Source organism: Maridesulfovibrio pacificus (SeqCode), from assembly GCF_048612815.1.
GTDB lineage: Bacteria > Desulfobacterota > Desulfovibrionia > Desulfovibrionales > Desulfovibrionaceae > Maridesulfovibrio > Maridesulfovibrio pacificus.
The window spans coordinates 845,685-867,219 of the sequence record NZ_JBLZNE010000001.1 but is presented as its reverse complement, the minus strand read 5'-3'; the positions used below and the strand labels follow the sequence as shown (position 1 = coordinate 867,219).

Here is a 21,535-nt window from a genome sequence, read left to right as displayed (position 1 = left end):
ACTTTGTGTCACCGACAAGCAAATAAAGATTCAAAATCAAGAACTTACCAACTACAGAACAACAGTTGGTGAGTCCTCTTTTTATATAAATCACTGGGGTTGTCCCACTCCTGTCCCACCTTTCTCTAATAAAGCAATCTTTCCAATAAATGCGATGATGCCTATCACCGCACTCTTTTCCCGTGCCCTGAGACACATTCAGGACACAGTCTACCCACTTTCCATCAATATAACAAAGAGCGGCTGCATGACCTCTAAGATCAAACCTTCCCAGCGAGGCAAAGGACGGGTTGAGTATCTCGGCCTTGTTAAGGAAATCGAACAAAACCTCCTTGCAGGACATACCCGCAAAGCTGTTCATGACCACCTCACCAGTGATGGCAGGATGACCATTAGCTATCAGCGTTTCTGCCATTACGTAGCGCTCTACAGTCCGCATTGTTCGCCTGCATCTATGACAAACACCCAACCCCCGGCCATAACAGGCACTCCTGCTGTAAGGACCGTCTCCGCACTCCCTGTACCCCTACGCGGAGGCGGTCCTCATGCAGGGCAGCCTGAAAACGATTTAGCATTTATCCACGAAAAGAACGTTACCGACGAAAAGCTCGATGAGCTCATCGGTAAATAAATACAAGGAGTGAAACTATGGCTACTATTAATGCAATTTTTCAAGGTAAAGGCGGAGTGGGCAAAAGCCTTGTCGCCAGCTTTCTTACTCAACATCTTCTGGAGTCAGGCAAAGAAGTCTCCTGCGTGGATACCGACCCGGTAAACGCAACATTCTCAGGATACCAAAAGTTTGGCGTCACTTCTCTTGATATCATGGACGGCGACGACATTGATCCCAGACGATTCGATACTCTTGTCGAATTGATGATGGCCCTGCCTGATGATGCGGAAATGGTCATTGATAACGGAGCCGCTACTTTCGTCCCTCTTGCCAGCTATCTTGCTGACAACCAAGTCTTCCCGATGCTTGCTGAAGCCGGCCACAACATCAACCTGCACACAGTAATTACCGGAGGTCAGGCACTCCCTGACACACTCAGCGGACTCAGCTCCCTGCTCAAGACATTTCAGGTTCCCATTTACATCTGGCTCAATGGCTTTTTCGGCCATATCGCCATGAAAGGTAAAAGCTTCGAAGAATTCAAAGTCTACAAAGACAATTCACATCGCCTTGCCGCATTAGTCCGCATTCCTGTGAAGAAAAAGGAAACCTTTGGCCGGGACATTGAAAACTTGCTGACAGCAAAAATGTCCTTTCAAGAAGCACAGGAAAGCACTCTGCCGATCATGACCAGGCAGCGTCTCAAAATGTTCTGGAATGAAATGAGAACAGAACTTGTGAACTGCGGAATGTAAGGGATTACGATGTCTGACCAGACTCCTGACAACGCCCCCCTCACCATTCAGAGTGTGCGCGATCTCATTGCAAAAGAGCACAATCTGCTGCTCGATGAGGATGATCCCATCCTCGTTGCCGTGACTATAAATCGCGCAGCTCTGGATGAGTATGAAAGGCTGCTGCAAAACCATAAGCAGCAACTTTCAGAGGACATGGAAGAACATGTTGCTTCCTTTGCTCTGGAAGTGCGCAAATCCACCAACAGCCTGCTTAGCAAAGCAGTCAAAGCGAACATCGAAAACTGCCTGAGTGTAATCAATGAACATCAGGGCCAGATGAACAACTTCCTTGGATCAGTGAGGGGATTAGCTATCTTTGCCGGGGTCATGTTCTGTCTGTCTATTGCTGTTTCACTTTCAGTCATTGTGTGGGGTTCATAATGAATGGCCCTGCACACGAACAAGATGACCGTCTTATTGAAAACCTTCGTCACAATATGGGAGCCATCATAATGGCAGCTCTTGAAGATCCGGAGGTTGTTGAGATCATGGTTAACCCTGATGGCAAACTGTGGGTTGAAAAACTTGGCGAAGAAATGAAAGAAGCTGGAGAAATTCAGCCCCAGCAGACAAGAATGATCATCTCGCTTGTCGCAAGTTCTCTGGAAACCACAGTCACGAAAGAATCTCCAATAGTTGAGGGAGAGCTACCCATTGACGGCAGTCGCTTTGAAGGATTGTTTCCTCCCATCGTCAAGGCAGCTTCTTTCACTATCCGCAAAAAAGCCAGCAAGGTCTTCCCACTGGAAGATTATGTGGAAAATGAAATCATGACCATGGAAGTCATGGACTCAATTAAGACTGCTGTAACTGCAAAAAAGAACATTGTGGTGGTGGGTGGAACCGGTTCCGGAAAAACGACTCTGGTTAATGGAGTCATCAATTCAATTTCTGAAATTGAGCCGGACGCACGCCTGATCATCATTGAAGATACTGCGGAGCTGCAAAGCCAATCCCATAACACGCTTTTTCTCCGGGCCTCCAGACACACCTCCATCCAGACATTGGTCCGGGCGACAATGAGACTGCGCCCGGACCGGATACTTGTAGGTGAGGTTCGTGGAGGGGAGGCTCTGGATCTGCTCAAGGCATGGAACACAGGCCACCCTGGCGGGATCGCAACGGTTCACGCCAACTCTGCGGCAGAAGGACTCTATCGTATTGAGCAACTTATTTCCGAAGCTTCAAAATCTCCCATGCCGCATCTAATCGGCTCTGCCGTGGATTTTATAATTTTCATTTGCCGCACGCGGACAGGCCGCGCGGTTACTGAAGTGGCAACGGTTTCCGGCTACGACCCGGTAAATCAAAAATACATGTTGGAGTACATTCATAATGAAAAACAACACTAAAATTACCTTACTTCTTTTATCGGCAATTTTGCTGTTCCCGGAAATAGCTTCAGCCAGTGGAATTGCTGAGTTCAAAGGACCGGTTGAAAAGGTTTTAGGCACCGTAGCTGGTCCTGTCGGCGGAATAATCTCTGCCATCGCGCTCGCAATCTCTGGGATTACCTTCATCATGAAAAAGGCTGAGCTTGGTGAGGGATTTAAGATGTTCTTGAGCATAATTATTGGTATTAGCTTTATCGCTTTTGCATCCGCCATAGTGAATGCCGTTTTTACCTTCACAGGAGCAATCCTGTGAGTTTGAGCCAAGAATTACTTGTAAGGACGGTTGTCATTCACCGTTCATTACATAGACATACTCTGGTCCTTGGTGCGGAACGAGAACTGGTCATGTCTTCAGCTCTGATCAGCTTCATTCTTGTCGTGGTCGGCAAAGACCTCATCTCTGCCGGCGCAGCTCTCTTATTTTGGCTCACCAGCGTAATTCTGCTTCGGATGATGGCGAAAGAAGATCCTCAAATGTCACAGGTATGGCTGAGAAGAAACGCATACCAGACCGTATATCCCGCCAAATCTACACCTTGGCGTAGGTAGGAAGTAATCATGCTCAAGCTTAAAGACTACCGCCATAAACAGAAAAGCCTACCGGACCTACTTTCATATGCCGCCATGGTGGATAATGGAATTGTCCTTTGCAAAAACGGCGCGCTTCTGGCCGGCTGGATATTCAGATCCCAAGATACAGCATCAAGCACACCTCAGGAACTGGCGACAATAAGCGCACGAGTAAATCAAGCTCTTGCGCCTCTTGGCTCTGGCTGGATGTGTCATGTTGAGGCCATTCGAACTCCTGCAACTGGCTACCCTGCTCCGGCGGCAAGTTACTTTCCGGATAGAATCACGGCGATGATCGATGAGGAGCGGAGGAACATTTTTGAATCCGGTGAATTCTACACAACCAGTACTTTTCTGGCTGTGACCTGCACACCACAGTTAGGGCAAGAAAAAATCAAAAGATATGCAACTGGGCAGACTGGTGGTCACAACCAGCTCGACAAGCAGATCAACGAATTCAAGAAAACACTATTTCAGCTTGAAGACTCTCTTTCTCTCTGCCTTCAGCTTGAGAGACTGGCCGACTATACATATGAAGATGAATTCGGAAACAGCAAAACAGTTTCACCGCTGCTCACATTCTTACAGATATGTACCACTGGCGAAAACCACCCGGTAATTCTGCCCTCCACCCCCATGTATCTTGATGCAATTATCGGCTGCAAAGATTTGATCGCCGGCGATTCACTTTTCATAGGGAAGAACCAGATCCAGATCATCGCCATAGACGGATTTCCAGCCGAGAGCTGGCCCTCAATATTATCCTGCCTTGAAGGAATCCCTTTAGAATACAGATTTTCAAGCCGCTTCATCTGCATGGATCAATTTGAAGCAGAAAAAGAGCTCACCTTATATCGTAAAACATGGCAGCAGCAGGTATTTAAATTTTTCGACCTGATGTTCAACAAGGCCAATCCAAGACCGAATCAGGATGCACTCAACATGGCTGGAGATGCAGAAACAGCACTTGCTGAAGTTCAATCCGGCCTAGTTTCTGCCGGCTTCTATACAGCATGCATTGTCTTGCATGGAACAGATCCCGAAGAGCTTGAAGATAATACCAGACTCATCAGCCGGCTGATTCAAGGTCAAGGATTCGGATGCCGCATTGAAACAATCAATGCTCTTGAAGCATGGCTTGGAACTCATCCCGGCAACTCATATGCAAATGTCCGCAGGCCGATCATTAATTCAATGAACCTTTCGGACATGCTTCCATTAGCGACAATCTGGCCTGGTAATGAATTTAACCCTTCACCGGAATTTCCAGCCAATTCCCCGGCCCTTATGTATTGCGCCACTGATGGTTCAACACCTTTCAGATTAAACCTGCATACTGGCGATATCGGGCACACCTTGATTTTCGGCCCGACCGGAGCCGGTAAATCTACACTTCTCGGCATTATTAACGCCCAGTTCAGAAGATATAAAAATGCATCCATTTTTGCCTTCGATAAAGGCATGTCCATGTTTCCGCTCTGCAAAGCTGCCGGGGGAACTCACTATGAAATAGCCGGCGATGATTCCGAACTGGCTTTTGCCCCGCTTTCGAATGTTGATTCTGATGCCGAGCAGGCCTGGGCTGAAGAATGGATTGAAACTCTTGTGACTCTGCAAGGATTTGTTGTCCTTCCTGCGCATCGCAATGCAATTCATCTGGCAATGAATTCAATCCGGAACAACCCGAAAGACATGCGCTCTCTTACTGATTTTTACCACTTTGTGCAGGATGAAGAACTCAGGGAAGCCATTAAGCATTACACCAATGCCGGGGCTATGGGCCATCTACTTGATGCTAAGACGGATGGATTTGGCATTGAGAACTTAATGGTCTTCGAGATTGAAAACTTGATGAACCTTGGAGACAAGAACCTCATTCCTGTCCTTCTTTATCTTTTCCACTGCATAGAAAAGTCCTTTAAAGGACAGCCCTCTCTGCTCATTCTGGATGAAGCATGGATCATGCTTGGCCATAAAGTTTTCCGGGACAAGATTTATGAATGGCTGAAGGTTCTGCGTAAAGCAAACTGCGCAGTTATTCTGGCTACGCAGTCTTTAGAAGATGCGGCTAAATCGGGTCTCATGGGCGTTCTGTCTGAATCCTGCCCGACCAAAATCTATCTGGCTAATCCCAGTGCATCAGACAAAGACCAACGACCGCACTATGAAGGTCTAGGCCTCAACTCCACCCAGATCCAGATCATTACCTCAGCAGCTCCAAAACGCGACTACTACGTTGTGACACCTGAAGGACGCAGGCTCATAAACTTAGCCCTCGGTCCTGTCGCGCTCTCTTTTGTCGGTTCATCCGGCAAAGGACACATCGCCCGTATCAAGGAACTTGAAAAAGAACATGGCCCAAGCTGGCCGGAACAATGGCTTGAAGAAAGGCAGGGAGATTTCAAATGGGCACCCAGAAACAAGGAAAACACAAAATGAGATCAGCAGTTACCTTCATTCTCACAGTTGTTCTGCTCATGAACTCAGCTCCGGCTAGCGCCATGACCGTCACCTGCACCAATTGCAGTGATAAAATCCTGCAAATGCTGGAGCGCGTGACCAACATTGAACAGCTTGAATCCATGTACCGGACTTATGCTGAAGAAATGATGCAGACCCAGCAACAAATCATGATGGTGAAGCAAAATATTGATCAGTACGTCAACATGGTCAAAAACACCGTCCGCCTGCCCTTTGCCATAAAAAACAGTGTGATCAGAGACTTTAAACAATTGGCGTCTCTTACCATGGGATTACGCGAAACCGTTGCAGATATTGATGTGCTAGGTGGAATTTATCATGCAGCTTATCCAAACTTCAACTCAGCGAAAGAGCTAGTTGGACTTCCCGCCAGTGAAGTGAATCCCCAGTATTACGAATACTACAGCAAGTGGTCTGGTCGAGTAGATGAAGCGACCGAGGCCACCTTTAAACTTTCCGGGCAGCAGCTCAAAGAAATCAGTGAGTCAGAAGAATTTGATTCATACATAGATGATCTTTTGAGCACGCCGGAAGGACGCATGCAGGCATTAGAAGCTGCCAACCAACTATCTTCCATCCAAATTTCAGAGATGCGAAAGCTGCGCGCCCTCATGGCTATGCATATCCAGAATCAGGCTCAGATCCAGCAGAAGAAGGAAAAGATTGATCAGATTCAGGAACTGGATAGCTTGCGCTATTTTAAAAACAATGAGCAGGAAGAAATAGCCAAACTTCTAAAGGACTTAGGGGAGTAACATGAACAAACACATTACTCTTAATCCTTTTTCTCACCAATATCTTTCAATATTGCATCGATTTCTTTCCTTTCATTATTCTGAAAGTAAGCCTTTGTGTCTTGATCAACTTCTTGTTCACTTACCTGAGCTTTTTTTTCAGTTCCTTGGGACTTTATTACGTCGTCACTCCCATCACAAGCTGAAAGGAAAACAGTTAAAAAACAAATATTTAAAAGAGAAATTAACAAGCGCATTAGAACTCCTATCTTTATTTTTTAAAAAAATAGATTCAAAATACATTTACGTCAATATTTTCAGCTTGTTGATCTGCATAGTATTTATCTTTTTTTTCCCAGAATCAGTATTTGCCGAAGAATTGGAAAAAGTCTCACAGAACAGAAAATTCCCTTTAGATTTACTTAGCGACTTTAAAAGCACAGCCGAAACATGGGGACCAACCATTCAGGGCTATTCAATTACACTCTTCAAATATCTAGTCACCATTGAATTAGCGTGGCTTGGAATTCAAGCAACACTCAAACAATACGACCTGAAACAGAAACTCGCTGAGTTCGTACTGCTAATTATTTACGCAAGTTTCATGGCTTCAATTGTCTTTCATAGCGCGGAATGGACAACAGCATTAATTGATTCTTTCAACAGCGTTGCAACAAAGACAGGGGCACCAGAAGCAAAGCCTTTAGTTGTATTCTTGTATGGATATGACATCATATGCAACCTACTGAACAATTTAACCATCACTAAACCTCATGTCAGTCTTGGGCTTGTAATCTGCTGCATTATAATAGCAGTAACTTTTGCCCTTATGACCGCACAAATCGTGATGGTCAAATGTGAATCAATCATCGTCTTAAACGCAGGAGCTATTCTTCTCGGTTTTGGTGGCTCTAAATTCACAAAAGATTACGCGGTCAATTATCTCAAATACTCCCTTGCTGTTGCGGCAAAGCTTTTTACCTTACAGCTACTTATGGGCATGAGCATGGACTTCATCGTTAAGTTCACAAGCCTCAACACTCATAGCTTCGCCGACATTTTCCTAGTCGTGTGCTCATCAATACTCATTCTGGCCCTCGTCAAATTCATTCCTGCCAAAGTAGCGGAAATAGTCAACGTCTCCCAAGTTTCCGGCGGAGGCGCGCTGACTTCTGCAATGTCTGCAATCGGGATCACAACCATGACCGCGATGCAAATGCCGGCACAAACCCTTGGCGGTGCGGTCGAAGCTAAGCGCGGAATGGACACCCTCAAGGAAGCATTCAACATGGCCGGATCGCAAGGTGCCACCGGGTTCGGCAAAGGCATGCAAGCATTTAAAAACCTCGGCGGCGCAGTCCGGGACAACATAGGCGCGACCAATATGGGCAATCTGCGCAGCACCATTACTTCCCATCATGAAGCCTTCAAAATGCAACAACCTGCTGGACCATCCACCAACTTCCAGCTTCCCTAACTAATTGGAGTAATGATCTATGTCTAAATCTACTGAAAACCCATATCTCACAGCCAAAGAAGAGTGGCTTGAACGATATGGTTCATACATCAAACGCGCTGAGAACTGGAGACTCTTCGCTTTTGGCTGCCTTCTAATTACCGCCATATCCATGACCATGAATTTTGTGCAGGCAACACAAAGCAAGGTTGTTCCGTACACCGTCGAAGTCGACAAACATGGCCAAGTCCTTTCCGTAACCCGCGCGGATGAAATCGGCCCGGTTCCCAAACGTATTATTCAAGCTGAAGTGGCCAATCTCATCGTCAACTGGCGGACCGTTACCGCTGACATCGGGCTTCAGAAGAAAATGGTTAAGCGGATGTCTTCATTCGTAACCGGCGCAGCCCGTGGTGCAACCAAAAGTTGGTACGAGAAAAACAACCCATATCAGCGCGGCCAGAAGGTTCTCGTTGAGGTTGATGTTAAAGGGATTCCCCTTCCGGTCAGCTCAGAAAGCTGGCGTATCGAATGGCTGGAAACCGTGCGCAATCACTCCGGTGTTGCCCAGTCCAGCACTCATTACGAAGCGACTGTGAAAGTTCGCATCTCTCCCCCAGAAACAGAAAGCCAGATCCTCAGGAATCCGCTTGGCATTTATGTCACGGAATTATCCTGGGCAAAACTTCTCGAACAATAGGAGCCGAAATGAAGCACCTCATTTTAACGTTATTCCTTGTTCTCATAGCCTGTTCCGGCTGGGCTGCTCCTAATCAGCAGCAGGCCGAACAGCAAGATCCTAATCAGGGATTGATGAACAAGGTATTTGCACAGCATTCACCGCCTAAAACTGGAAAAAATGCCGCCAAAACGGGTAAAAATCAGTCTTATTCGACCGCTGTGATGGCGCAGCCGGATTACATCTCTAAAACAAACGTTCGTCTTAATAGTAAAGAATGGGAAGCCCTGAAGCTTTCCAAGGAGTGGATCAACCGCAAGATTAACCCAATCCTGCTGGAGAACGGCAAAGTGGTTCACATCTTCGGGGCTACCATGCCGAGCATCATCTGCTCACCGTTCATGACCTCTGATCTGGAACTTCAGCCTGGTGAAAACGTCAATGATGTGATTGTCGGTGATACCGCACGCTGGATGATTGCACTAAGCAAGTCCGGAACTCCGGGAAGGGAAGCTACACATATTCTTATCAAGCCCCTTGATGCAGGGCTTGTGACTACTGCCGTCATTCCCACTGACCGCAGAGTCTATCATCTGAAGCTTGTTTCCCGACGCAAGGATTACAATCCATACGTTTCTTTCATCTACCCGGAAGATCAACAGAAGATTCTGAAGGCCAGCCTGAAGCGCAAAAAGAAAAAAGACATCTGGGACACCACCCAGATTGAAGGCAAGACCGTGGACCTTTCCACTTTGGATTTCAGCTACACCATCAGCGGTGATGATGCGAGCTGGAAGCCCATGCGCGTCTACAATGATGGAATCCGCACTTTCATTCAGCTTCCAAGGACTTCCACCCAAACCGAGATCCCAGTGCTGCTGGTTGAGAAGGCAGGACAGGAAGCGATCGTCAATTACCGGGTCAAAGGCAACGCCATGATCGTTGATGAGATCTTTGAAAAAGCAATCCTCGTGGCTGGAACCGGAATGGATCAGGCCAAAGTGGAGATTACACGAATTGAGGTGACCAAATGAGAATCCTGATTCTGATCATCCTGCTGCTCTTCCCCACCGGCTGCAATTCTTGGCGTTCCATGACCAAGCAGGTCGAAGTAGTTGAACAGGCTGCGCCCATGTACGAGGAGCATGAAGTTGATTCCATCGTTGAGGAGGCCGCGCTCAAGGTTGCTGCTCATTATCCTCCGGGCCGTACCGTGCTGCACCTGACTGTTTCCGACAATCCCTGCGGCTGGAAATTTGAAGCCAACCTGCGCGAACAGGGATTTCAATTCAGTCCTAAAACCACTGATCCCAATGTGCTGGACATGAATATGGTCTTCGATTCCATCACCAACAGCACGCTCTATTACCTCTATCTCGGTTCCTCGGATGGCTGGTCCTTTGGACAGGTCTACAACCTGACCTTCGAAGGATTTGAAAAGTCCGGCCTGCTAACCCAGACACCGGCTTTCTTTGAATTTGTGGGCGGTGATGCCGAGCAGGTTGAATCACCCCTCAATGAAGATTGGTCCATTGTTCCCGGCGGTCTTCGTGACCAGCTCAAACGCTGGGCCGGTCGCGCAGAATACACATTGGTCTGGAAAGCAAATCACGATTTTGAAATGCAGGCCCACGCCACTTTCAGAGACACATTTCCACGGGCTGTTAAACGCCTCTTTTCAAGAATGCACGCCAACGGGAACTCCCTTCGCGTGACTCTCTACCAAAAGAACAAACACATTGTTGTCAGCGAGGATTAAGCATGAAACGCACATTGCTACTCATACTCATCTTTTCTTTTACCCTTTGCAGTTGCGCACCGCTCCAGCCTTCCCAGCAGGAACGCTCGGTGAAAAGCCGCGCGGCTTCCATGAGAGCGGCCAGCAGCAAGAAGACTGTTTCAATTGTCCATGCTCCATACCTCGGAGCTATTCCGGTGGAGCTGGACGACAACAGACTTCCTTCAATCTTCAACCGGCGCGTAACCCTGACCAATCGGGTCGGCACAGCTTCTCAGATCGCCAAATGGATCAACGAACTTGTACCGCTGCACATTGAAGTGGAAGCCGCAGAAAGCACCGGCAAAGAAAAGCAGAAACGCATGCGCATCAACTACGATGGCAAGCTCTCCAATTTGCTGAACACCATGTGTGAATATTTCGGCATGGGCTGGGAATATGATGAACTTAGCGGCAAAGTTGAGATTGCGCGTTTGCAGACCAAGTCATTCAATCTTGCAGTTGCTCCGGGCAGCATCAAATACGAATCGACCATCACCAACAAATCCCAGACTTCCGGCAGTTCTTCCGATTCCAGCAGCATGGAAGGAGTGAGTCAGACCACCAAGACCTCGGACAGCGTCAGTCAGACTTCACAGACCAACAAAGCCAGCTTTGAAGGGAATGTCTGGAAAGACACCGAAAAATCCATTGAAGCGATGCTTTCCAAGGATGGGCGAGTTGTAGTTAACGAAGCCGCCGGAATGGTCACTGTTACCGACACCGCCACTGTCCTGCGCAGAGTCGGAAACTATATCACATCCCTGAACACCAAGATGGGCAGGCAGGTTGCCTTGGCCGTCAAGGTTTGGGCCTTGGAAATGAACCGTAATGCTGATGTCGGTTTTGACATTGAATCCATGCTCAAAGCCGGACAATCAAGCTTCAGCATCCTCGGTGGCCAGCCCTACACCACTCTTTCAGGGGCCGGGACACTCACCGCTGCAATTCTGGACGGCAACTGGAAAGATACCAAGCTCATGCTCCGCGCACTCAAGCAGCGCGGCCGCACCACCCTGCTTACATCCGGGTCCGGGATTGTAATGAACAATCAGGCCCTGCCTGTTCAGGTGGTCAAGCGCGACACCTACCTTGCCGGAATCAGCTCCACCACAACGGAAAATTCCATGCAGACTTCCGAGCTGACACCGGGTGAAGTTTCCACCGGCTTTTCCATGACTGTGATCCCGCACATCATGAACAACCGTAAGGCCATCCTGCAATACAACATCACCCTTTCATCCCTTGATTCCATGGACGAGTTCACTTCCGGAGATCTGACTATCCAGCTTCCGCAGGTTTCCACCCGCAGCTTCAGCCAGCGAGTCAAAATGAAATGCGGCCAGACTCTGGTCCTTGCCGGGTTCGAGCAGGAAACCGACCAGCAATCCAAAGGGATCGGCATCAGCGCAGGCGGACACAGCCAGAAATACGGCAAAAGCCTGATCATCATCACCATTGAGATGGAAAGTGCCGGAGTTTAGCCATGCGTAGTATCAAGATTAAAAAGAAAGAATACGCCATCGGCTTCTGGTGGCAGATACTCGACGGCAAAGGAAAGAAGCAGCTCTTTGCAAAGGCTCGCTCTGTCGCCGAAGACTTCAAGGATCGCAAATACAACTGCCTTGTTCCTCGCAAGCAGCAGTATGGCCTTGGTTCCTGCGAAGGAGACAAGATCAAACGGTTGCCCTCTCTGGCCTGCGCGCTGGTGGAAAGGTCTACCGACACTTGGATCGGTATGTTCTGCCTTGCAGACGATCTTTGGTGGGTCTGCGCGGTTAGTAAAAAAACAATTGTTGCTGAAGGTGATCAGTTCTTCAGCTCACGCACGGAAGCACAAGCCCATCTTAGTAGTCTGAAGTCCATGTCTAGCTGGAACAAAGACAATGAATACATCTGCGAGTCAGTGGATGAATCCCTGTCTCATTTTGACGGACTGCTCAAACCTTCTGAACGGGTTCAATCGCTCTATCCGGAACACTCCAACTTAAAACTCATCATTGGAGTTGCCGTCATTCTTACAGCCTGCGCAGGCTGGTACATGTGGGATTCTCACCAACAGGATCTGCGTGAAGCTGAGCAACGCAGGATTGCCCGTGAAGCTCGGCAGAAGGAACTCCAGAAACAAGAAACCGTCCAAAAAGATCCGGAACAGCTTTTTGCTATGGCTTGGAAAGAAACTCCCCTGCCGTCAGCCTTTGCTCATGAATTCCTGCGCGCCGTGCGTAACACAGAACCATACACCCTTGGCTGGGAACTTAACTCCATAGTGCGTGATGCAGATGGCATCTACATGGCTTGGCTACATCAGGAAGGAGCGGATTTCACCAACCGCCCGACCGTTAAGAAAATCAATTCCACTCTCGGCGCAAAGCCTGAACTGGCGGACCTGACCATCAATTACCCCGAAGCAGAAAAACGTCCTGAACAACACCTTATCAAAAAGGGTGCTGCCACTGCTCGACTCTACGAATTGACCCGCAATCTCGGAGCCAAGCTGAACCTCACTTGGCAAGCTCCGGAAACCAAGAAGCTGAATAACAAGATCCTCAAAAAAGCCGTTGCCGTCACAGCTCCATGGGTCAAGGGAGAGTGGAAACTTTCCGCTCTCCCGGTCGGGGTAACGATCGAGGACGCGCTCTTCACAGCAATGGATTCCATCCCTTGTCTGGTCCTTTCAAAGATCGACTTCACCAACAACCAATGCACCTTGGAGGGCCAGATTTATGCGAGTTACTAGCCTGCTTTTTCTGCTCTTACTTATCGCCATTCCGGTCTTCGCCGATGACTTGGCCGACCTGAATCCGGAGGGAGAACTTCTGATCGACGTGGTTACAGGAAATAGTACCAATTCAGCTAATGCGACCGGAACCATGGCACAGGCCAACGCTACAAACGGAGCTTCTAACTCCAGCGTTGCAAATGCCACGGCCATCGTAGCTTTCATGACCGGCTCAAACAGCACTGATGAAGCTCAAAAACAAGAAGCTGTGCCTGCTGAAAACGCGACCGCTAAACAGGAACAGACAACTGAACCTGAAGCAATAGAACAGGTTGCGCAGCCCACTCCCGTCTTTGCAAGACCTGCGGTGAGCCTTGGCGATGCAAACTACCTGCGCAGTCTGATTGCTTACAAAAAGCTTCAGGTGGCTCTCGCCAAAGAAAACCAGAAGCTGCTTGAGCTGACCGTTCCGGTCCCGGCTCCGACTAAAGCCTCAAGTTCAAAGTCCACAACCAAGAAGAAACACCGCCCCACATGGCCCAAGGTTGTTTCCATTCAGGGCGTGGACGGCAGGCTTTCCGCTACCCTTTCCAGTTCCGCAGGTATCGAGACTGTGCGGGTCGGCAATAACGCCGGTCCCGGCAAGGTCGTATCCATAACCCCCAATAAAGTTCTGGTCCGCTCTGGCGGTAAGAACATTGCCTTGAAGTTCAAGGAGTAAATGATGACTGAAACTGAAATCCCCGCAAGCCTTCAGGAACGGGTTCTGTTTCTGGACGGCAAAATTATCATCTCTTCAGAAGTGGAAGATGATGCAACTCTTATGTCTTTTCTCAGCTACGCAGCCCGTAAGGGTTTTACTGAAATGGAAAGGATGAAGTCCGACGAATTTCAGAAATTGCGTAATAAACACTTCACCAGAGCAGAAACAAACAGTGACATCCAGAAACTGGCCATTCAGATAATTGCTGAAGCTCACGAACAGGGAGCCTCGGATATTCATATCACAGATCATGGCCCATTTACCTCCATAACATTCCGTAAACTGGGAATGGTTCAGGACTACAAACAACTGATGGGGGAAACAGGCCGGAAGATCATCGTCGCCATTTATCAAACAATGTCCAACCAGGCAGATTCGACATTTGTGGCCACTGAAAGTCAGGATGCCAGAATTTCAAACCGAGAGTATCTTCCCAACGACGTTCATTCTATACGTATCCACACTGAATCCCTTGAAGAGGCTATGGCACAAAACGGAAGCGGAACGGAGATGGCACTGCGACTGCTTTATGACCGCACCACGGCCAAGGGTAATCTTCAAGAAAGACTGGCAACACTCGGTTATTCGGAAAGGCATATACGTCGGTTCCAGTTCCTTACCCAGCGTTCAGGACTAGTACTCCTTTCCGGACCGACTGGTGCGGGTAAATCAACCGCGCTGAAACACATCATGGAAAGTATGGCCAGGGACAATCCGGAAAAGAACTTTCTGGCGGTTGAAGATCCGGTGGAATATCCGCTTGAGAGAATCAAACAGATCAGGGTCAGGACTGGAGACAAAGGAAAGCGGGGCGAAGAATACAGCAGAGGCATAGCCGGCTTAATGCGCTGTGACCCGGATGTGATCATGATCGGTGAGATCCGCTACGCCGAAGCAGCTGCAGCAGCTCTTGATGCAGCCCAGACCGGTCATGGGGTATGGACCACAGTCCATGCAAACAGTGCCTTCGGGATCATCCAGAGAATGGTTTCCCTGCTTCGCGCAGCCAATTACCCGGACCCGCTTGAATATCTCTGCGACCACACGGTTCTTTCCGGTTTGCACCATCAGCGACTTGTGCCGGTGCTCTGCCCTCACTGCAAAATGCCCATCAGGGAAATTACCAAACTTGCGGAAGATAACGAACTACGCCGTAAAAACCTACCAAAGCCGGTACTGAACCGCCTTTTCAGAGCAGTAAATGAAATGGAGAACGTCCATATCAGGGGAGAAGGATGTAAAGAATGCGCCGGAATGGGAATCATCGGCCAAACTGTAGCCTCTGAAATAGTCACCACCGACCATGTGATCCTGCGCAACATCCGGGCAGGGAACACCGAAGGGGCATACAAGCACTGGCGTTATGAACAAAACGGCCAGACCTTTGTGAATCATGCAATAGATCTCGTTGAACAGGGCCTTATTGACCCATACCTCACCGAAAAAAGACTTGGAGTTCCGTTGAACTACGCCAAGGCCTTTGACGACTTCAACCTATCCGCATCAGACCTAGATGAGCTGGCCGGATCTCAGACAGTGGAGGCTCCGAATGCAGCAAACTGATCTGACCATAATCATTTCCCGATTATTCTTCGGGGAGTCAGTGCGTATCCGTTTCTACAGAAAGCTGGCTGCCCTGACCCGCCACGGTGTGAGCGCGGTAGACAGTATTACGGAACTGCAAGAAAGATATGCCAAACAGCGGAGTCCCTTAGCCCGTGTGTTAGCAGAAGTATCCTCCAGGCTGGATTCCGGCAGTAAGCTTGATGAAGCAATGCACGGATTCATTCCCGCTGAAGAGGTCATGCTTATCAACAGCGGAGTCAATTCCGCCAAACTATATGAAGCTCTTGATCTTGCCGTGCGCTTAATTCAGGCCCGGAAAAAGATCATCAACTCCATGCGTAAAGCTTTGACTAAACCCACGCTATGGATGTGCGCATTAGTTGTCCTACTACTGGTTATCTCCAGATTTGCCATGCCCAAATTTGCTCAACTTTCCAACCCAGAACACTGGGAAAGTGGAGCAAAAGCTCTCTACCAAGTATCCAACTTTATTGACTCCACTGCGGGAACAATTCTTCTCGTTGGAATCATCGTGGCTTTCCTGCTCTCGCTGGCGACCATCAAAGTCTGGACCGGTAAAATACGCGTGCGCTTTGACTCACTTCCGCCATGGTCCTTCTATCGGCTAATCATCGGTAGCCTCTGGCTCTTCACCCTTTCAACTCTCATGAAATCGGGAATCCAGCTTTCACAAGCTATCAATGAAATGATGTCCACTCCGGGCACAAGTCCATGGCTCAAAGAACGGCTCCAGTCTGTAAAGGCCCAGCTCAATCTCGGTAAAGGGCTCGGACAGGCATTGGACGATTCCGGCTACCAGTTTCCGACCATAGAAATCATTGAGGACCTGCGCATTTACTCACGACTTCCCAACTTCGATAGCCAGCTGCACCTCATAGCTGAGGAAATGCTGGCTGAAGGGATTGAAAACGTACAAAAACAGGCTCAAATTATTAGCTATTTTTGCATCATATGCATGACCTTCATTGTGTCAAATGTAGTTTTAGCTCTTTCTTCAATTTACCAACAACTCGGTCAAACCATAACTTATTAAGGAGAAAAAAATGACCTTACTTGAAACACTTAGCTGCCTGCTCATAGCCATTCTCGTAGTTGGAGGCTCAATATTGATGACTAAGAAAGCGATTGAAAGTGACAAAATAAATAGAGCTGTACAGAACCTTTCGACTTTTCGTCTTGATGCCAAAAACCTCTACAAGGGAGAACCTGATTTTACAGGGCTTACTACTGCTGTTGCAGTCAACAATGAGATTGTCCCGGACGAAATGCTCAAAAGCAATGGAGATGTTCGCAACGTATGGAACGGACTTGTGACCCTTGCTGCCGGAGCTGATCCGACAACCTTCGTGATCACACAAAACGATATTCCGAAGTATGCCTGCGTAAAATTGGCAAGGTCAGGATCATGGGAAGCTCTTTCTATAAACGGAGTTGAAATTGATCTGGAATCTGGAGTGATCTCAGCTATCAACGACAATCTTCAGGACAGCAACACCATCGTCTTCACCTCCAACTAACAGAGGCTCTCAATGGAACTCATGAAACTCAAAAGTGCATCATTCACAGATTTAATTCTTCATGAAAGCGGGGAGGCTTTCATGAAAGGCTGCGATAGCTGCGGCCAGAAACTTGTTCCCTGCGAGGACGGGATCAAGAAGGAAATTAAACTCCTTCATGAAAAAGTCCTCAAAGTCCATGAAGAGAGTGAAAGACACACTTTCCGGGTCATTCATGAAGATATCGGCTACCGGGTCGCCCTGTATGAAGGCGTGGACTGGGGAAGCGGCAAGGTTTTCTTCCTGCGCCGCATTCAGGAGCAGGTTGAAAACTTCAACAAGATCGGTATGCCGGAACCAATTGCGCAGTGGCTTCTTGCTGAAGAACAGAGCAAAGGTCTGGTGCTTTTCACCGGCGCGCAGGCCTCCGGCAAAACATTCAGCGCTTCCTCACTGGTGGCAACCCGTCTTGCAACGTTAGGCGGCCATGGAGTCAGCTTTGAAAACCCTGCTGAAATGCCTCTTGATGGCAAGCACGGCGAATTCGGTTTCTGCTTTCAAGCTGAGATCGAACGCGAAGAGGATCTGGCTGAAGGCATTGAACGGTCGCACCGTTTCGCATCCCCCAACATCATCTACATCGGCGAGATCCGCAGCAAACACGCAGCAAGCGAGGCCCTGCGGGTCTGCCTTGGTTCAGACAAACAAATTGTCATCGCAACCATGCATGGTTTCGATCTCGTAACCGCCCTTGATCGGCTGGTGACTATGGCCCGCGAAATCGACGGGGAAATAGCCAGCCAGAACCTTGCTCAGGGACTCCTTGCCGTTGTGCATCAACAGCTTGAAGAAGGTGAGGACGGCAAGAAGTTTCTTAAAGTTCCCCAATTCCTGCTGGCTCCGTTCACTGACAAATATGCAGGCCTGCGCGCCAAGATCAAAAACGGTGAAATGATCGGCCTACAGGAAGAAATGCGTGAACAGGAAAACACAATTCAGTTCATGGGGATCGGTTCCATATGAAGACCCTCGCAGCACTCTTCACCCTGCTTGGCGTGCTGACAATGGTCACACCGGAAACGCTTCTGACCACTCATTCCAATGAGCCTCAAGCGCGTGCAGTAGCTGTTAATTTCGGCGTCTACCGCAACGCAGTGAATGAGTTTGCCATAGCCCGCCCCAACGCTTTCACAGGAATCCCCATTCCCATATCACTCCTTGACCTGCCGTCCGGTTGGAAATCCATGCGTGCGTGGACCAACCGACCAGACGGCGGGAATTTATACATCTGGGGTCCAATCAAAGAAGGCGAAGCAGCGGAAATTATGAAGCTGTTCATGAATTCCTATGCAGTAGGAATCAAGCGCAACGGGTCACTGGTTAACACCCATGGAACCGGCATAGCCCTGCCTACATTCATACCTAACGGCAACATCGTCAGCGTGATCACCCCATAGGAGCAAAGATGAAGATTAACCCTAAAAATAAACAATCCGGAATGGGCATGGTGGATGCGATTGCCGCACTATTCATCATTGCCCTGATGGTCCCCATGCTTTCGGACATGATGGATCGTGGCTTTCAGTATGTGAATGAAAAGAATGTCAGCAGCCATCTCGCAACAATGCTTGATGCGGCTTCTGATTATGCAAAAGAGCACTATGCGGATTTGATCAGTTCATCCTCAGCCAGCAGTGCAACTACTGTGACCATGGCCCAGCTCCGTTCCGGAAACTTCCTGCCTTCAGGATTCCAAGACCGTAACGGCTGGGGGCAGCGGTACGGAATTTATGTACTCGAACCCAACACCGACGATCTGCAAGTCATCGTCCTGACTTACGACGGACGCACGGCCGCAAATGACAAAAGTTTCGGCACTGCTTCAGCTCCTTCAGCCGCTGCCATGGTCGGCGGTGCTGGTGGCTACATCCCCACTGGAGACCTGCCCGGCCAAAGCTCAACCGAGCTGCGCGGCTCCTACGGTGGCTGGACCGTGAATCTTGCCAGCACAAATATCCCGGTTCCAAGTCCCGGCCACATCGGCGGACGTGCTTTCCTGCGTGAAGGCGATCTCAGTCAAGATTTCCTCTACCGCGTGGAAGTTCCCGGTCATCCGGAGCTGAATGAAATGTCCACCGAGCTGGATATGACCGACCACGCCATTGAGAATGTGAAGGAAATCCAATTCGAAGAGCACACCATCGCTGACATCGATGCAACCGGCTTTTGCGGAGATCCGGAAAAAGAAGGCCGTGTCTTCTTTGATTCAGCCGTCGGTCTTTACATCTGCCGCAAAGGAGAACCGCAACTCCTCGCCGATACCGGCAATTCCCAACTTTTCAAAGATGCGACCTACGCCACAAACGGTGAGCTGATTCCCAAACCGACCTGCCCTCCGGGCGTTACTTCAGTACCGCAAATTTTCGTGGCTCCGGCAGTCTTTGCTGAGGGACCAGAGTCGCAAGCCTTCGTAGCTGTTCAGTCATGGGCAACGGATGAAGGAGACAACTGGCGCGTTCATCTGCGCATCAAAGACGTCACAGATACATGGGTATCCCCTCCCGCCGGATACGGCAGAGTAATGGTGCTGACCACCTGTAACTAAAGGAGAATATCATGAAGACAGAAGAAAAAAGGCCAATGTCATTCAGAACTCTTGTCATGGCAGTTTCCGCCTGCATCGCTCTGCTGGTGGCGGTACTGATTGCCCTCAATTACGCACCCAACGCTTTTGCAGGAGATGCAACAAGCTTCAATCCTACGTCCGTTGCTGTTCAGGCTCGCGCTGCCAGCGACTACCCGATTGGAGCAGTCGCCGCATATAGAGGAGACACTCCCCCTGTCGGCTGGCTGGAATGCAACGGCCAATCGACAGCCGGACACCCTGAACTTGCTGCCGTAGTGGGCGCAAATGTTCCTGACTTACGCGGAGAATTTATCCGAGGTTTGGACAGCGGTCGCGGTGTAGATGCAGGCCGGACACTTGGAAGTGCACAAGCTGACGCAATGGAAAAACATTCGCATCAGACCACTATCACTGTATCTGGAAATGTCCGTATAACTTATCGTAATCCTAATTCTGGTGGGGGCCAAACTCTTATTGGCTACAGCAAAACGAGTAGTCCAGCATACTTAAACTTTCCATTTTCTGGCTCAGGGACCGGCACATCAACTACTGCTGGAGATGCTGACGAGAACCGTCCGCGCAACGTAGCCCTCATGTACATCATCAAGGCACAATAGGATTACATCATGTCAGATTCTCCTAACAGCCTTGTACAGCAGTCTATGAGCGGCAAACGTAATAACAGGATAATTATCATCTGCGTTGTTATGGCAATGATGATTGTCTCCGTCATGGCATACTCGCTTTACAACTCCAGCAAGAAAAACAAAGCGGCAAAAGAAGAAAAAGCCGCTGTGACCGAATCGGATCTCAGGCAAACCTTGACCGAACCTGAGACATTCGGTCTTTCGGTCCCTCCCAAAGAGGAAAAGAAAGAAGAAAAAAAGCAACCGGCTCAAGATAAAGTCTCAGTTACGGTTGTTCGCCCGATCGAACCAACCGAAGCTGAAAAGCAGCATATAAAAGAGCTTCAGGAACTGCGGACATTCAAACTTGAGCGGATGAAAGCGGCCCTCGCTGCTCCGCTCAAGATCCAAGCTTCCATGCCGGAAAAGAAAAACGTCAAAGTCATACAAACTGACATTGGCGATGTTCGCTCACGCCACCCCATAACCTTACCGAACATGTCCAATACTGCTCCAACTGAAGGTAATGACCAAAAGGACAAAGAAGCCTTCCTCAATAGTCGCGCAGCAAAAGACGGTTCTTGGCAACTCCCTTATGAGCGGGTTCCCGGTAAACAGTTCGAGTTAAAAACCGGATCAGTCATTGCCGGGATAATGATCACCGGCATCAACTCGGATCTCCCCGGCCAGATAATCGGGCAGGTCAGCCAGAATATCTACGACACCGCCACCGGGCAATACATGCTCATACCGCAAGGTGCGCGCATGATCGGGGTTTATGACTCCAGAGTCGCTGCCGGCCAGACTCGTGTTCTTGTTGCCTGGAACAGAATTATCTTCCCAGACGGCTCATCCATCACCCTCGGTATCATGCCCGGAACCGATGTCGGCGGCTATGCTGGTTATTCCGGGGATGTAGATAATCACTATCTACGCATCTTCGGCTCTTCTGCCATCATGAGCCTGATTAGTGGCGGCATGGCCTTCGCTATGGACTCCTTCAATAAAGGCTCATCTTCCAGCGAAAATCCCAGTCTTCAGGATGAACTCGGCTCGGCTCTCTCCAGCCAGCTCGGCCAGTCCACCCTTTCGCTTTTACAGAGCAACATGGCCATTAAGCCGGCTATCAGCACCGCTCCGGGAAAACGTTTCAATATGGTCGTGACCAAGGACATAGTTTTCGCGCGTCCTTACAAGCCATACAGGATCTAAAG

General features: G+C 49.0%; 23 protein-coding genes. All 23 read left to right on the top strand.

The genetic code is table 11. The features are described from left to right. Nucleotides 1–154 precede the first annotated feature (154 nt). The 23 genes from ACNI23_RS04150 to ACNI23_RS04040 are packed head-to-tail and all read left to right on the top strand — an operon-like array spanning nt 155 to nt 21,533. Entirely contained in the window at nt 155–631 is a 477-nt protein-coding gene (locus ACNI23_RS04150; protein WP_420246948.1) for a TraK family protein, read from the top strand. 17 nt (nt 632–648) lie between these two features. Beyond that, on the top strand, nt 649–1,368 hold the full coding sequence (locus ACNI23_RS04145; RefSeq protein WP_420246947.1) for a P-loop NTPase: 720 nt from the start codon (nt 649–651) through the stop codon (nt 1,366–1,368). Between the two features lie 9 nt (nt 1,369–1,377). Further along, on the top strand, nt 1,378–1,791 hold the full coding sequence (locus ACNI23_RS04140) for a hypothetical protein (protein ID WP_420246946.1): 414 nt from the start codon (nt 1,378–1,380) through the stop codon (nt 1,789–1,791). Next, complete coding sequence (gene trbB, locus ACNI23_RS04135; RefSeq protein WP_420246945.1) at nt 1,791–2,762, top strand: P-type conjugative transfer ATPase TrbB; 972 nt, start codon at nt 1,791–1,793, stop codon at nt 2,760–2,762. Before ACNI23_RS04140 ends, trbB begins: the two co-directional genes overlap by 1 nt. Further along, nucleotides 2,746–3,057, top strand: a complete 312-nt coding sequence (locus tag ACNI23_RS04130; RefSeq protein ID WP_420246944.1) for a TrbC/VirB2 family protein — start codon at nt 2,746–2,748, stop codon at nt 3,055–3,057. Before trbB ends, ACNI23_RS04130 begins: the two co-directional genes overlap by 17 nt. Beyond that, nucleotides 3,054–3,353, top strand: coding sequence for a conjugal transfer protein TrbD (trbD, locus tag ACNI23_RS04125; RefSeq protein ID WP_420246943.1), 300 nt, complete (start codon nt 3,054–3,056; stop codon nt 3,351–3,353). Before ACNI23_RS04130 ends, trbD begins: the two co-directional genes overlap by 4 nt. Nucleotides 3,354–3,362: 9 nt before the next feature. After that, nucleotides 3,363–5,813, top strand: coding sequence for a VirB4 family type IV secretion/conjugal transfer ATPase (locus ACNI23_RS04120; RefSeq protein WP_420246942.1), 2,451 nt, complete (start codon nt 3,363–3,365; stop codon nt 5,811–5,813). Then, nucleotides 5,810–6,610: a P-type conjugative transfer protein TrbJ gene (gene trbJ / locus ACNI23_RS04115; protein ID WP_420246941.1), complete on the top strand. Its 801-nt coding sequence runs from the start codon at nt 5,810–5,812 to the stop codon at nt 6,608–6,610. Before ACNI23_RS04120 ends, trbJ begins: the two co-directional genes overlap by 4 nt. 1 nt (nt 6,611) lies before the next feature. Further along, entirely contained in the window at nt 6,612–8,066 is a 1,455-nt protein-coding gene (gene trbL / locus ACNI23_RS04110) for a P-type conjugative transfer protein TrbL (protein WP_420246940.1), read from the top strand. A gap of 19 nt (nt 8,067–8,085) precedes the next feature. After that, complete coding sequence (locus tag ACNI23_RS04105; protein WP_420246938.1) at nt 8,086–8,745, top strand: VirB8/TrbF family protein; 660 nt, start codon at nt 8,086–8,088, stop codon at nt 8,743–8,745. Nucleotides 8,746–8,753: 8 nt separating this feature from the next. Continuing rightward, a complete protein-coding gene (gene trbG, locus ACNI23_RS04100) occupies nt 8,754–9,758 on the top strand; it encodes a P-type conjugative transfer protein TrbG (RefSeq protein WP_420246937.1) in 1,005 nt (334 codons plus the stop codon). Continuing rightward, nucleotides 9,755–10,483: a TcpQ domain-containing protein gene (locus ACNI23_RS04095; RefSeq protein ID WP_420246936.1), complete on the top strand. Its 729-nt coding sequence runs from the start codon at nt 9,755–9,757 to the stop codon at nt 10,481–10,483. The genes trbG and ACNI23_RS04095 overlap by 4 nt, the downstream gene beginning before the upstream one ends. A 2-nt stretch (nt 10,484–10,485) precedes the next feature. Further along, entirely contained in the window at nt 10,486–11,985 is a 1,500-nt protein-coding gene (locus ACNI23_RS04090) for a secretin GspD/PilQ domain-containing protein (RefSeq protein WP_420246935.1), read from the top strand. A 2-nt stretch (nt 11,986–11,987) separates the two neighbouring features. Next, nucleotides 11,988–13,241 carry a type 4b pilus protein PilO2 gene (gene pilO2, locus ACNI23_RS04085; RefSeq protein ID WP_420246934.1) on the top strand — a complete coding sequence of 418 codons (1,254 nt, stop codon included), beginning with the start codon at nt 11,988–11,990 and terminating at the stop codon, nt 13,239–13,241. After that, nucleotides 13,228–13,944: a type IV pilus biogenesis protein PilP gene (pilP, locus tag ACNI23_RS04080; RefSeq protein WP_420246933.1), complete on the top strand. Its 717-nt coding sequence runs from the start codon at nt 13,228–13,230 to the stop codon at nt 13,942–13,944. Before pilO2 ends, pilP begins: the two co-directional genes overlap by 14 nt. A gap of 3 nt (nt 13,945–13,947) precedes the next feature. Beyond that, entirely contained in the window at nt 13,948–15,549 is a 1,602-nt protein-coding gene (locus ACNI23_RS04075) for a GspE/PulE family protein (protein ID WP_420246932.1), read from the top strand. Beyond that, nucleotides 15,536–16,606 (top strand): type II secretion system F family protein, encoded by a 1,071-nt coding sequence (locus ACNI23_RS04070; RefSeq protein ID WP_420246931.1) that lies wholly within the window; start codon nt 15,536–15,538, stop codon nt 16,604–16,606. Before ACNI23_RS04075 ends, ACNI23_RS04070 begins: the two co-directional genes overlap by 14 nt. A gap of 10 nt (nt 16,607–16,616) precedes the next feature. Next, nucleotides 16,617–17,090, top strand: coding sequence for a type 4 pilus major pilin (locus tag ACNI23_RS04065; protein ID WP_420246929.1), 474 nt, complete (start codon nt 16,617–16,619; stop codon nt 17,088–17,090). Nucleotides 17,091–17,102: 12 nt separating this feature from the next. Further along, nucleotides 17,103–18,092, top strand: coding sequence for an ATPase, T2SS/T4P/T4SS family (locus tag ACNI23_RS04060; protein WP_420246928.1), 990 nt, complete (start codon nt 17,103–17,105; stop codon nt 18,090–18,092). Beyond that, entirely contained in the window at nt 18,089–18,526 is a 438-nt protein-coding gene (gene pilM / locus ACNI23_RS04055; protein WP_420246927.1) for a type IV pilus biogenesis protein PilM, read from the top strand. Before ACNI23_RS04060 ends, pilM begins: the two co-directional genes overlap by 4 nt. An 8-nt stretch (nt 18,527–18,534) precedes the next feature. Then, nucleotides 18,535–19,674 (top strand): shufflon system plasmid conjugative transfer pilus tip adhesin PilV, encoded by a 1,140-nt coding sequence (pilV, locus tag ACNI23_RS04050; RefSeq protein ID WP_420246926.1) that lies wholly within the window; start codon nt 18,535–18,537, stop codon nt 19,672–19,674. Nucleotides 19,675–19,685: 11 nt separating this feature from the next. Next, nucleotides 19,686–20,312: a tail fiber protein gene (locus ACNI23_RS04045; protein WP_420246925.1), complete on the top strand. Its 627-nt coding sequence runs from the start codon at nt 19,686–19,688 to the stop codon at nt 20,310–20,312. Nucleotides 20,313–20,321: 9 nt separating this feature from the next. Further along, nucleotides 20,322–21,533, top strand: a complete 1,212-nt coding sequence (locus tag ACNI23_RS04040) for a TrbI/VirB10 family protein (protein ID WP_420246924.1) — start codon at nt 20,322–20,324, stop codon at nt 21,531–21,533. Nucleotides 21,534–21,535: the final 2 nt, after the last annotated feature.

Excerpts from the sequence above, each read along its gene's own strand:
- ACNI23_RS04150 (WP_420246948.1), top strand. The coding sequence starts at position 155 with ATGATGCCTATCACCGCACTCTTTTCCCGTGCCCTGAGACACATTCAG.
- ACNI23_RS04145 (WP_420246947.1), top strand. The coding sequence starts at position 649 with ATGGCTACTATTAATGCAATTTTTCAAGGTAAAGGCGGAGTGGGCAAA.
- ACNI23_RS04140 (WP_420246946.1), top strand. The coding sequence starts at position 1,378 with ATGTCTGACCAGACTCCTGACAACGCCCCCCTCACCATTCAGAGTGTG.
- trbB (WP_420246945.1), top strand. The coding sequence starts at position 1,791 with ATGAATGGCCCTGCACACGAACAAGATGACCGTCTTATTGAAAACCTT.
- ACNI23_RS04130 (WP_420246944.1), top strand. The coding sequence starts at position 2,746 with ATGAAAAACAACACTAAAATTACCTTACTTCTTTTATCGGCAATTTTG.
- ACNI23_RS04120 (WP_420246942.1), top strand. The coding sequence starts at position 3,363 with ATGCTCAAGCTTAAAGACTACCGCCATAAACAGAAAAGCCTACCGGAC.
- trbJ (WP_420246941.1), top strand. The coding sequence starts at position 5,810 with ATGAGATCAGCAGTTACCTTCATTCTCACAGTTGTTCTGCTCATGAAC.
- trbL (WP_420246940.1), top strand. The coding sequence starts at position 6,612 with ATGAACAAACACATTACTCTTAATCCTTTTTCTCACCAATATCTTTCA.
- ACNI23_RS04105 (WP_420246938.1), top strand. The coding sequence starts at position 8,086 with ATGTCTAAATCTACTGAAAACCCATATCTCACAGCCAAAGAAGAGTGG.
- trbG (WP_420246937.1), top strand. The coding sequence starts at position 8,754 with ATGAAGCACCTCATTTTAACGTTATTCCTTGTTCTCATAGCCTGTTCC.
- ACNI23_RS04095 (WP_420246936.1), top strand. The coding sequence starts at position 9,755 with ATGAGAATCCTGATTCTGATCATCCTGCTGCTCTTCCCCACCGGCTGC.
- ACNI23_RS04090 (WP_420246935.1), top strand. The coding sequence starts at position 10,486 with ATGAAACGCACATTGCTACTCATACTCATCTTTTCTTTTACCCTTTGC.
- pilO2 (WP_420246934.1), top strand. The coding sequence starts at position 11,988 with ATGCGTAGTATCAAGATTAAAAAGAAAGAATACGCCATCGGCTTCTGG.
- pilP (WP_420246933.1), top strand. The coding sequence starts at position 13,228 with ATGCGAGTTACTAGCCTGCTTTTTCTGCTCTTACTTATCGCCATTCCG.
- ACNI23_RS04075 (WP_420246932.1), top strand. The coding sequence starts at position 13,948 with ATGACTGAAACTGAAATCCCCGCAAGCCTTCAGGAACGGGTTCTGTTT.
- ACNI23_RS04070 (WP_420246931.1), top strand. The coding sequence starts at position 15,536 with ATGCAGCAAACTGATCTGACCATAATCATTTCCCGATTATTCTTCGGG.
- ACNI23_RS04065 (WP_420246929.1), top strand. The coding sequence starts at position 16,617 with ATGACCTTACTTGAAACACTTAGCTGCCTGCTCATAGCCATTCTCGTA.
- ACNI23_RS04060 (WP_420246928.1), top strand. The coding sequence starts at position 17,103 with ATGGAACTCATGAAACTCAAAAGTGCATCATTCACAGATTTAATTCTT.
- pilM (WP_420246927.1), top strand. The coding sequence starts at position 18,089 with ATGAAGACCCTCGCAGCACTCTTCACCCTGCTTGGCGTGCTGACAATG.
- pilV (WP_420246926.1), top strand. The coding sequence starts at position 18,535 with ATGAAGATTAACCCTAAAAATAAACAATCCGGAATGGGCATGGTGGAT.
- ACNI23_RS04045 (WP_420246925.1), top strand. The coding sequence starts at position 19,686 with ATGAAGACAGAAGAAAAAAGGCCAATGTCATTCAGAACTCTTGTCATG.
- ACNI23_RS04040 (WP_420246924.1), top strand. The coding sequence starts at position 20,322 with ATGTCAGATTCTCCTAACAGCCTTGTACAGCAGTCTATGAGCGGCAAA.